9 protein-coding genes are annotated in these 10,907 nt (G+C 59.8%); 1 reads left to right on the plus strand and 8 read right to left on the minus strand.

From position 1 onward, the window contains the following. Position 1: 1 nt before the first annotated feature. The 5 genes from AC1DWM_RS14380 to AC1DWM_RS14400 all read right to left on the minus strand — a co-directional run bounded on the left by AC1DWM_RS14380 (position 2) and on the right by AC1DWM_RS14400 (position 7,117). Positions 2-1,249 carry an ABC transporter permease gene (locus tag AC1DWM_RS14380; RefSeq protein WP_223514876.1) on the minus strand — a complete coding sequence of 416 codons (1,248 nt, stop codon included), beginning with the start codon at positions 1,247-1,249 and terminating at the stop codon, positions 2-4. A 189-nt stretch (positions 1,250-1,438) separates the two neighbouring features. Beyond that, positions 1,439-2,482 (minus strand): ABC transporter substrate-binding protein, encoded by a 1,044-nt coding sequence (locus AC1DWM_RS14385; protein ID WP_223514879.1) that lies wholly within the window; start codon positions 2,480-2,482, stop codon positions 1,439-1,441. A gap of 48 nt (positions 2,483-2,530) precedes the next feature. Then, positions 2,531-3,655 carry an ABC transporter ATP-binding protein gene (locus AC1DWM_RS14390; RefSeq protein ID WP_223514882.1) on the minus strand — a complete coding sequence of 375 codons (1,125 nt, stop codon included), beginning with the start codon at positions 3,653-3,655 and terminating at the stop codon, positions 2,531-2,533. 311 nt (positions 3,656-3,966) lie between these two features. Further along, complete coding sequence (locus tag AC1DWM_RS14395) at positions 3,967-4,620, minus strand: response regulator (RefSeq protein WP_223514885.1); 654 nt, start codon at positions 4,618-4,620, stop codon at positions 3,967-3,969. Between the two features lie 100 nt (positions 4,621-4,720). Further along, positions 4,721-7,117, minus strand: coding sequence for a PAS domain-containing sensor histidine kinase (locus tag AC1DWM_RS14400; protein ID WP_477795471.1), 2,397 nt, complete (start codon positions 7,115-7,117; stop codon positions 4,721-4,723). Between the two features lie 73 nt (positions 7,118-7,190). Here AC1DWM_RS14400 and AC1DWM_RS14405 point away from each other — a divergent pair, with 73 nt between their 5' ends. After that, the gene (locus AC1DWM_RS14405; protein ID WP_223514890.1) at positions 7,191-8,183 is read left to right on the plus strand and encodes an alpha/beta hydrolase family protein; all 993 of its coding nucleotides are present in this window, start codon (positions 7,191-7,193) and stop codon (positions 8,181-8,183) included. Between the two features lie 141 nt (positions 8,184-8,324). Here AC1DWM_RS14405 and AC1DWM_RS14410 read toward each other — a convergent pair whose 3' ends face one another. Genes AC1DWM_RS14410 through AC1DWM_RS14420 form a run of 3 tightly spaced genes read right to left on the minus strand, consistent with a single transcriptional unit; the run spans position 8,325 to position 10,781 of the window. Further along, positions 8,325-9,092: a TerB family tellurite resistance protein gene (locus AC1DWM_RS14410; RefSeq protein WP_223514893.1), complete on the minus strand. Its 768-nt coding sequence runs from the start codon at positions 9,090-9,092 to the stop codon at positions 8,325-8,327. A 1-nt stretch (position 9,093) separates the two neighbouring features. Beyond that, positions 9,094-9,765: an N-acetylmuramate alpha-1-phosphate uridylyltransferase MurU gene (gene murU, locus AC1DWM_RS14415; protein ID WP_223514896.1), complete on the minus strand. Its 672-nt coding sequence runs from the start codon at positions 9,763-9,765 to the stop codon at positions 9,094-9,096. After that, complete coding sequence (locus AC1DWM_RS14420; RefSeq protein ID WP_477795472.1) at positions 9,762-10,781, minus strand: aminoglycoside phosphotransferase family protein; 1,020 nt, start codon at positions 10,779-10,781, stop codon at positions 9,762-9,764. The genes murU and AC1DWM_RS14420 overlap by 4 nt, the downstream gene beginning before the upstream one ends. Positions 10,782-10,907 lie beyond the last annotated feature (126 nt).

Genomic DNA, 10,907 nt, shown 5'->3' on the forward strand with positions numbered 1-10,907 from the left:
CTTAGCTCAGGCGCAGGCGACTGGCGCCCACCAGCCAGCTGTAAATCAGATAAAGCACCACGGTCGCCAACAACAGCAGCCCGCCCAGTGCGGTCGCCATACCCCAGTTGATGCTGGTGTTGGTGTAGAAGGCGACGAAGTAGCTGACCATCTGATCGTTCGGGCTGCCCAGCAACGCCGGGGTGATGTAGTAGCCGATGGCTAGGATGAACACCAACAGGCAACCGGCACCGACGCCGGCATAGGTCTGCGGGAAATACACCCGCCAGAAACTGGCGAACGGGTGACAGCCAAGGGAAATCGCGGCACGCATGTACGTCGGTGAGATGCCTTTCATGACGCTGTAGATCGGCAAAATCATGAACGGCAGCAGGATATGCACCATGGAGATGTAGACGCCGGTACGGTTGAACACCAGTTCCAGCGGTTTATCGATGATGCCCATGGCCATCAGTCCGCTGTTGATCAGACCGCCCGATTGCAGCAACACGATCCAGGCGGCGACGCGCACCAGGATCGAGGTCCAGAACGGCAGCAGGACCAGAATCATCAACAGGTTGCTTTGACGCGAAGGCAGGTTCGCCAGCAGGTAGGCCAATGGATATGCGAGCACCAGGCAGATCGCCGTAATGATCAGGCCCATCCAGAAAGTCCGGGCGAAGATGTCGAGGTAGATCGCCTGGTCGGGTGTGGCCGGGGCCAGTTCACCGAGGTCATCGATACGATGATCGACCGCCGCCAGCAGGTAGTAAGGCGTAATACTGCTGACGTTGCGGCGTACCGCTTGCCAGTAGGCCGGGTCACCCCAACGCTCGTCGAGACCTTCCAGTGCTTCTTTATAAGAGGCCGGTTCAGTGGCGAACGGCAAGGCGCGGGCGGTTTTGGTCAGCAGGCTGCGGTAGCCGGCCAACTCCATGTTCAAGCGCTTGGACAAGTCGCCCAGGGTTTGATTCTTGCGGGCTTCGGCGAGGTCTTCGCTGGCCGCTTTGTAAACCGGTTCAGCGGGCAGGCCTCGGCCGTCCCAGCTGGCGATGGCCGACACGGTGCGCGGCATGCCGCCGACCACTTCCGGGTTACCCACGCTTTTGTAGAGCAGCGCCACGATGGGCACCAGGAACACCAGCAACAGAAACAGCACCAACGGCGCGATCAAGGCTTGAGCCTTCCAGCGGTTGATCCGCTCGGCGTGCTTGAGTCGCTGCTTCAAGGTGGGGTCAGTGCCCGCGTTCAGGGGAATGGCGGTGGCCATGGCGTACTCCGGAAATCTTTGATCGTTACAGAAGTGGCACTCTTTGAGGGCAAGGCCACTTCTGTTCTTGATAACAGCTGATCACCGGTAGGAGCCTGGCTTGCCAGCGATGAACGATAACGGGGTCTGGCTGATACACCGTGCCGCCCGGATCGCTGGCAAGCCAGCTCCTACAGGTTCAATCGCAAGTTACTTCGCAGCCCAGGAATTGAAGCGCTGTTCCAGTTGCTCGCCGTTGTCAGCCCAGAAGCTGACGTCGATCTGCACCTGGTTGGCGATGTTTTCCGGGGTGGTCGGCATGTCTTTCAGGACATCCTTGGGCAGCAACGGTACGGCCAGGATATTGGCCGGGCCGTAGGCGATGTTTTCCGAGTAGGTCTTCTGCTGCTGTGGCTGCACCGAGAAGGCGATGAATTTCTTCGCCGCTTCAGCGCGTGCTTTATCCAGACCTTTTGGAATTGCCCATGCGTCGAAGTCGTAGATGCCGCCGTTCCACACCACTTTCAGGTTGCTTTCTTTCTGCACGGCAGCGATCCGGCCGTTGTAGGCCGAGCTCATGACCACGTCACCGGAAGCGAGGTACTGCGGCGGTTGTGCGCCGGCTTCCCACCACTGGATGCTTGGTTTCAGCTCATCGAGCTTCTTGAACGCGCGGTCCTGACCATCCTTGCCGGCCAACACTTTGTAGACGTCTTTGGGCGCAACGCCGTCGGCCATCAGAGCGAATTCCAGGGTGTACTTGGCGCCTTTACGCAGGCCACGTTTGCCCGGGAATTTCTTGGTGTCCCAGAAATCCACCCAACTGGTTGGCGCGGAAGCCAGTTTGTCGGCGTTGTAGGCCAACACGGTCGACCACACGAAGAAACCCACGCCGCACGGCTGGATAGCGCCTTTGACGTAATCTTCGGTTTTGCCGAACAACTTCGGATCAAGCTGCTCGAACATATCTTCGTCGCAGCCACGGGACAGTTCTGGCGATTCAACTTCTACCAGGTCCCAGGACACGCTCTTGGTGTCGACCATGGCTTTGACCTTGGCCATTTCGCCGTTGTACTCGCCCGCCACGATCTTGCCGTTGCCTGCCGCTTCCCACGGTGCGTAGAAGGCTTTGACCTGCGCAGCCTTGTTCGCCCCGCCAAAGGACACCACGGTCAGGTCCGGACCCGCGGCCATCGCGTGTGCCGCACCGATCATGCCCATGACCAGGGCGGTGAATTTCAGGGATCTCAACATTTATTGTTCTCTCCACGTGCAGGGTTGGTGTTGGTGTAGCCGGGGCGATCAGTTCGCCTCTAGAAGGGGGTCGAGCGCGCGAACGTGTTCGACCTGCCAGCCAAGCGGTACCACGTCGCCGACAGCCAGCGCGGGATCGAGCTCGGCAATCGGTTGTTTCACGAAGAAGTCGGTCTTGCCGCAGACTTCCAGGCGAACCCGGACGTGATCGCCCAGATAGATGAATTCCGCCACCCTCCCTGAGAAGCGGTTGACGCATGATTCGCTGGACCCATTGAGGCTGATGCGCTCGGGACGAATCGACAGCGTGACCGGTTCGCCGGTCTTGCCGACGTTGACCGCCAGCGCTTCAACTTTTTCGCCGCGACCCAGTTCAACGATGCAGCGATCACCGGTCTGGCTGTGCAAGCGGCCGTTGAGGCGGTTGTTCTCGCCGATGAAGTTGGCGACGAAGGTATTTTTCGGCTCTTCGTAGAGAGTGCGCGGCGGCGCGATCTGCTGAATTTCGCCTTGATGGAACACCGCCACCCGGTCAGACATGGTCAGGGCTTCACCCTGGTCATGGGTCACGTAGACCACGGTCACGCCGAGGCGTTGATGCAGGTGTTTGATCTCCATCTGCATGTGTTCGCGCAGTTGTTTATCGAGTGCGCCGAGGGGTTCGTCCATCAGCACCAGCTGCGGCTCGAACACCAGCGCCCGGGCCAGCGCCACACGCTGTTGCTGTCCGCCGGACAGTTGTGCCGGATAGCGCTGAGCAAAGGCGTCAAGTTGCACCATGCTCAAGACTTTTTTGACCTTGGCACTGACGTCGCTCTTGTTCAGGCCGCGCACGGTCAGCGGGAACGCGAGGTTCTCGGCGACGGTCATGTGCGGGAACAACGCGTAGTTCTGGAACACCATGCCGATGTCACGTTTGTGTGGCGGCACGTTGTTGATGGAACGTCCGGCCAGCAGGATTTCGCCCGCGGTCGGTGTTTCAAAACCGGCGAGCATCATCAGGCTGGTGGTCTTGCCGGAGCCGGATGGCCCCAGCAAGGTGAGGAATTCGCCTTTGCGAATGTCCAGGTTGAGGTCTTTGACGATCAGGTTCTCGCCGTCGTAGCTTTTCTGCACTCCACGAAAGCTGACCAGAATGTCGCTGGCCCCTGCGTTTGAATCGACCTGGCTCATACCCGCACCTTTGTTGTTGATGACTGCTGTGGGCTAAGCCTAGTGGACACTGCCGACCACGCAAATCGGGGCGCAGGAGAGAATGGCCTCAGCCGGATGGAAGGTTGGGGGTAGGGATTGCCCTACAAGGATGGCGGGGATGGGTATGTCGATTCGCGATGGCGACGGGCGGTGGGCTGCAAGCCGCAGGAACTGGCAAAAGCGGGTTATCAGGTATGTCGCAAATGGATATGGCCGGCACAAATCCCTGTAGGAGCACGGCTTGCCGGCGATGGCGATTTCAAAGACGCCATCGCCAGCAAGCTGTGCTCCTACAGGAGTTTGTGTTCCATCGCGTACTTCACCAATTCCGCCAGCGAGGTGATGTTGAGCTTCTGCATCAATCGCGCCTTGTGGGTGCTGATGGTTTTGCTGCTCAGGGCCAGTTGCTGGGCGATGTCATTGACGTTGACGCCTTGGGCCAGACGTTCGAACACCGAAAACTCGCGCTCCGACAGCAATGAGTGCAACGGCCTGGAATCGGTCAAGCCGACTTCGAAAACCATGCGGTCGGCGAGGTCCGGGTCGATGTAGCGCCCACCCGCCGCTACTTTACGGATCGCGGTTAACAGCAACGCCGGATCACTGTCCTTGGTCGCGTAACCCGCAGCGCCGACTTTCAATGCCCGGGCGGCCATTTGCGCTTCGTCGTGCATCGACAACACCAGGATGGCCGGCGGATTGTTCAGCGCACGAATCCGCGGAATTGCTTCCAGGCCATTCACGCCCGGCATGGAGATATCCAGCAATACCACCTCGCACGGCACATGACGCAAGGTCTCGAGCAACTGCTCGCCATTGCTCGCCTCCCCTACCACCAGCAAATCCTTGGCCAGGCCAATCAATTGCTTGATGCCTTCGCGGACGATGGTGTGGTCTTCGGCTACCAGTACACGGATCACGTTTTTCTCCAGATTCAAGATCATTCGCGAGCAGGCTCGCTCCCACATTGGATGTGCGTCGTTCACAAAAGCCCTGTAGGAGCGAGCCTGCTCGCGATGGGGCCAGCAAAGACTCTACAAAAAATCAGGCTGCATCCAGCGGCACCCGCACACTCAAGGTCGTGCCCTCCCCCGGCTCACTTTCAAGCAACAACCGCCCACCCATGATCAACACCCGCTCACGCATGCCGACCACACCAAAGGATGTTGGCCTGCCGGTCGCGGCGACAAATCCTACGCCATCATCACTGACGGTCAGACACAACTCGTCGCCTTCCAGCGCCAGCGTCAGTTCAACAGTATGCGCCTGGGCATGACGCATGACATTGGTCAGCGCTTCCTGAAGGATCCGGAACAAGCCGATGGCCTTGGCATCGCTGAGCACCGGCAGATTGTCCGGCACCTGCACCAGACACGGAATCTGCGTGCGCGCCTCGAAACGCCGAGCCTGCCACTCGATGGCAGAAGCGATCCCGGCATCGAGAATCGGTGGTCGCAGCGCCGTGGCCACGTCGCGCACCAGTTGGAACAGCTGAGCGATCAAGCGTTTCATGCTGTTCAAGCGTTCGTTCAGCCCGGGGTCGAGTTGGGCGTAGGCTAATTCGCACATGGACGTTTCCAGTTTGAGCACGGTCAGCATCTGGCCCAGTTCGTCATGAACTTCCCTGGCGATACGCGCTTTTTCCTCTTCGCGCACGCTCTCCAGGTGGGCGGACAACTCACGCAGTTGTTCGCGGGAGCTGGCGAGTTCCAGCTCAATACGCTTGCTCTCGCTGATGTCCCAGACGATACCGTCCCAGACGTAAGCCCCATCGTCGAGCCGACGGGTGATGGCTTTGATCTCGGCCCAACGCTGTTCGCCCGAACGGGTCAAAATCCGTCCTTGCCATGACCAGTCACTGTCGGTGTCCAGCGCATGGTCCTGAGTCAGGTGATAGCTGGCCTTGTCGTCCGGGTGCACCAGACTGCGCAGGCCTTTATCGCGATGGGCCAGGGTGGCCGGCGAGTACCCCACCAGACTTTCACTGCCTTCACTGATGTAGGCAAAGTCGATCTGTCCTGTCACGGGCGCGCGCTCCAGGCGGAAAACCAGTCCAGGAACGTTGGCGGCGATCCCCTGCAACCGCGCCTCGCTTTCCTGCAATGCGGCCAGTGCTCGGCGGCGTTCGGTCACGTCGTTGAGGTAAACAACCAGGTATTCGCCGTCGCGAAACCGCAGGAAACTCAACGACACATCCGTCGGCAAAATGCTGCCGTCAGCCCGCACGCAGTTAGTTTCGAAACTTAGCGGTTCATCCTCACTGGCCCGCGCGCGTTTCCACAGATTCAGCCAGCGATCCATGTGCAGGCCGGGTTCGAAGTCGATCAGCGGTCGATCGATGATCCCGCCCGACGGATAACCGAGCATGCTTTCGGCGGCGCGGTTGGCGTAGCGCACATGGCTGTCCCAGTTGACCCAGAGAATGCCGACGGTGCTCTGATCGATGGAAAACTGGGTCAGGCGCAACGCCTCTTCACTTGCCTCACGCAGGGCTATGTCTTCGCGCGCGGCCAACAGGCGCTGCTCCAGACTGTGCTGTTGCCGCCGCTGCCAGAACACGATGGCCAGGCTGCTCAGCAGCATGACGGCGAACAGCAGGCAAAGGTTTTGCCAGAACCCCGGGGATTCGGAAAGCCTTGGATATTTAGGCTGCAACCATTGGTTGTGCAGTTGCTCCAGGTCCTTGGCCGGGATCGCCCGCAGCGCACTTTCGACAATGCCGGCCAGCTCCGGCCAATCCCGGCGAGTGGCTATTCGCAGCAATTGCGGCAGGCCGATGTCACCCACCACAACCAGCCCGGCGAACTCAGGCTCGGCGGACAAGCGGCCCAGCTGAGCCTCGTCGACTACGGCGTAACCGGCCTGCTGACTCAGCAACAACTGCAGCGCCTGGCGCTCGATGGGCACGCCTTGCAGGTTCAAATGGGGATAGTTGCTGCGCAGATAATCGGCGGTCGCGCTGGGCATGCGCACCGCGACGCGGGTCTGGCTGTCGAGCTTCTCCAGCTCCACGACACCGGTGCTTTTCTGGTCGCTGACCACCAGTTGCGGAACCCGCATGTACGGATCGGTAAATTGCCACAGGCGCAAACCGGTCGGCGTTTGCGTCAGCCCCACAGCGATGTCGATTTCACCCTCGCGTGCGGCGTCTTCCAGTTGCGCGACATCCGGAAAATTGCGCCAGCTGAACTCAACCTTGAGCGCATCGGCCAACCATTTCATCAACTCGACGTTCACCCCGGACAACTGCTGCAAGCGGCGATCATATTGCGCATAAGGCGCCTGCAACACCACGCCGACCCGCAGTTCGTCATGGTCTGCCAGCCATTGCTGTTGCCGGGGTGACAATGGCGCGGCATTCACCACTGGCGCAGACGCCGCCCACCCCATCAAGGGAAACCACAAACAGCCGATAACCCACAGGCAGCGAAAACGCATCATCGAAGTCTCACACACTGACAAACACTGATTAACCCATTAGGCTGCCGGAAACACTTCTGGCCTGGAATATCCAATGCCCCCTGTCTACCGCCTGGCACTGCCAGTATTGTGCCTGTCGCTGATCCTGCCTTGTGCCTTTTCTGTCGAGGCCGCCGACCCGGTGCCTGCCGCGGCAGAAAAATCCGCAGAAGAAAAACCGGCCGAACGCCAGCCATTGCTTGAGCGTAGTCAGGAAGAAGCCCTAGCACTTGAGCGAAAAATCCCTGCTCAGGAACAGCAACAACTGCAAGCCGGTACCGACAACTTTCTGGCCTTGTGGACGCCGGCCAATACCGCCGAGCCCAAGGGCGCGGTGATTATCATCCCCGGCGCTGGTGAAACCGCTGACTGGCCGCAAGCAATTGGGCCTTTGCGTCGCCAATTGCCGGACGCCCAGTGGAGCAGCCTGAGTATCACCTTGCCAGACCTGCAAAGCGACGCCATTGCGCCACGTATCGTGGAAGTCGCACCCGCGCCAAAAGCGCCGGATACCGGCAGCAAGGATTCCACCACCGCAGCGCCCATCGAGCAGGCCGCCGGCGGTGAATCGGAAGTGACTGACAAGGCCATCGTCGAAACCAGCGAGGAGCAAGCCAAAGCCGACGCTGAACGAATCTTCGCGCGTATCGACGCTGCCATTGCGTATGCCGAACAACAAAGCGCCCGCAGCATTGTTGTGCTGGGCCATGGCACTGGCGCTTACTGGGCCGCGCGCTACCTGAGTGAGAGGCAGCCTTCGCAAGTGGAGAAATTTGTGATGGTCGCTGCCCGGACACCGGTTGCGGCAAAGCCTGAGTTGGCTGAACTGACGCCAACGTTGAAGCTCGCGACAGCAGACCTCTTCTATATGGATAAACCGCTGGATCGCAAAGCAGCGCTGGAGCGTTTGCAGGCCAGCAAGCGTTTGAAGACGTCAGCGTTCAGCCAGGTGTCGCTGAAGGCGTTGCCAGGGAATGCCAAGGCTGAGCAGGAGCAACTGGTGCGCCGGGTGCGCGGTTGGTTGAATCCGCAGAATGCGGCGGGCTGATAGACCGAGGCGCCGCCATCGCGAGCAGGCTCACTCCCACAGTTGATCTTCAGTGAGCACTAATTCTGTGCCGACGAAAATCCAGTGTGGGAGTGAGCCTGCTCGCGATGGCGTCATCAGAGACAGCACAAATCTGCTTCCCTACCGAAAACCCCGCCGCTCACGAATCAACGTATAAGCCGTATGCAACTCGCGAGTCTTGTCCGTGGCCTCACGAACCTGCAATGCCGTCGCCCCGCTGCCGGCAACCTTGTCCGGGTGATGACGACTGAGCAGGCGCCGATAAGCGCGCTTGATCTGCTCCGGCTCGCTGGTTGCCGATACCCCCAAAAGCCGCAACGCATCTTGATAGCTGATCGCGCTGCTGACCTTTGGCCGCTTGTGCTGTTCATAATCGGCGGCCAATGCCTGAACCTGATGCGGCGTCCAGCCCAGCCACTTACCCCACTGGGCAATCAACTCGCGTTCATGACGGCCGGCACGGCCATCGGCCCAGACCATCCGCCAACAGGCGCGCAATACACCTTCTGCCGCATGAGGCTGAGCACTCAAGCGTCGCAGATAGCCGCGTAATCGATCATTGCCCGACTTGCCGCGATTGAACGCAACAATGGCACGACGCTGCGCCGAGTCCGTCATGTCCAAAGAACGCATTTCCTGCCGGGCCTGCTGGATGTGGCCATCCAACACCCGCCCATCACTCTTGGCCAACCGCCCCAGCAACACGAAAAGCAGTTCATCATTGCGCAGCATCGGGCGACCGCCGAGCTTTTCATACAGATGCCCAAAGCTTTGCAGATGCAAGCGCCGATCCAGCGCCTGCCCCAACAAAGCACCGAGCATGGCCCCCGGAATACTGGCTATGGCAAAGCCTGCTCCGGCTCCGATCAGAGTCCCTGGCCACAACATTTCAGCGGTTCGCTTCTATCAAGGCTTCAACTTCGGCCAGGCGCTCGTGCGTGCCGACATCCACCCACTGACCTTTCAGCCGTTCACCCGTCACCTGCCCGTCGGCCATGGCTTTACGCAACAGTGGCGCAAGCTTGAACGCCCCGTCCGAGCAACCGTCGAACAGCTGCGGATGCAACACCGCGATGCCGCTGTACGTCAGGGTTGCGGTGCCTGGCTGACCGTCGCGCACGTGCCCGTCGGCCAGCGTGAAGTCGCCTGCCGGGTGATGGATCGGGTTATCCGCCAGGACCAGGTGAGCCAACCCGGCGCCGGGTTGATGCAGCACGCTGAAATCGTAGTCGGTCCAGATGTCACCGTTGACCACCACAAAGGCTTCATCACCCAGTAACGGCAACGCGTGGAAAATCCCGCCGCCGGTTTCCAGCGGCTCACCTTCCGGCGAATACTGGATGCTGACGCCGTAGCGCGAACCGTCGCCCAGATAATCTTCGATCTGCTGACCAAGCCAGGCGTGGTTGATCACGATTTCGGTAAACCCGGCTGCCGCCAAGGCGCGCAGGTGATACTCGATCAACGGCACGCCGCCGGCGCAAACCAACGGTTTTGGGGTGGTCAAGGTCAACGGGCGCATGCGCTCGCCTTTGCCTGCCGCCAGAATCATTGCCTTCATGCATTCGCTCCGGCACGCAGACTCAGCAGCAACACATCCAGCTCGGCCAGTTCAGGCCGGCGGGCAATCACAGCTTCTATATAGGCAAAGAACCGCGGCACATCGGCGAGGTAGCGCGGCTTGCCGTCGCGATGGCAGATGCGGGCGAAGATGCCGATGACTTTCAGGTGACGCTGCACGCCCATCAGGTCGCTGGCACGCAGGAAGTCTTCAAAATCCGGTTGAACCGGAATGTCGAGGGCGCCGGCTTGCTGCCAGTACTGTTCGAGCCAGCCGCGCACACGCTCTTCAGGCCAACTGAGGAAGGCGTCTTTGAACAGGCAGGTCACGTCGTAGGTCACGGGCCCATACACCGCATCCTGGAAATCCAGCACACCAGGGTTCGGTTGGCTGAGCATCAAGTTGCGTGGCATGTAGTCGCGATGCACCAGGACTTTGGGCTGGGCCAGGGCGCTTTCAATCAACAGATCGGTCACATTCTGCCAGAGCATTTTCTGCGCAGCGTCGAACTCGATGCCCAGCTGATGTTTTACATACCAGTCGGGAAACAATTCCAGCTCGCGACGCAACAGTGCGACGTCATAACTCGGCAACGGCGCAACCATCGGCAACTGCTGAAAAGCCAGCAATGCTTGTAGGGCATCGTTGAACAAATCGTCCGCGTTTTCGCTGTCGATCACGTCCAGATAGGTCTTGTTGCCCAAGTCATTGAGCAAAAGAAAGCCGCGCTCGAGGTCTTCGGCATAAATTTGTGGCACGTTTATCCCGGATTTCGCCAGCAAGAACGCGATATCCACGAAGGGTTTACAGTTCTCCTGAGGCGGTGGAGCGTCCATCACGATGAAGCTTTTACCCTCGCCTTCCCAGCGAAAATAGCGCCGAAAACTCGCATCGCTACTGGCCGCAGTCAACGTGGCCGGGGGGACGGAGCCCCAGCCTTGTGCTGCAAAGAGAATTGCCAACTGGTCATCGAGCCAAACTTTCAGGTGTTGCAAACGTACATCTTGATCAGGCATTGCAAGGGTCTCCGACGGCGCTAGCCGTCAAGCGGGGCATGCTTTATTATCCAGCATCTTTTTCAGACCATCGAGAGGCGTGCGGCCCACACCGCGGGCAGATGGCACGCAGGAAGCCCGGACAAA

The organism is Pseudomonas sp. P4_C8 (assembly GCF_056401975.1).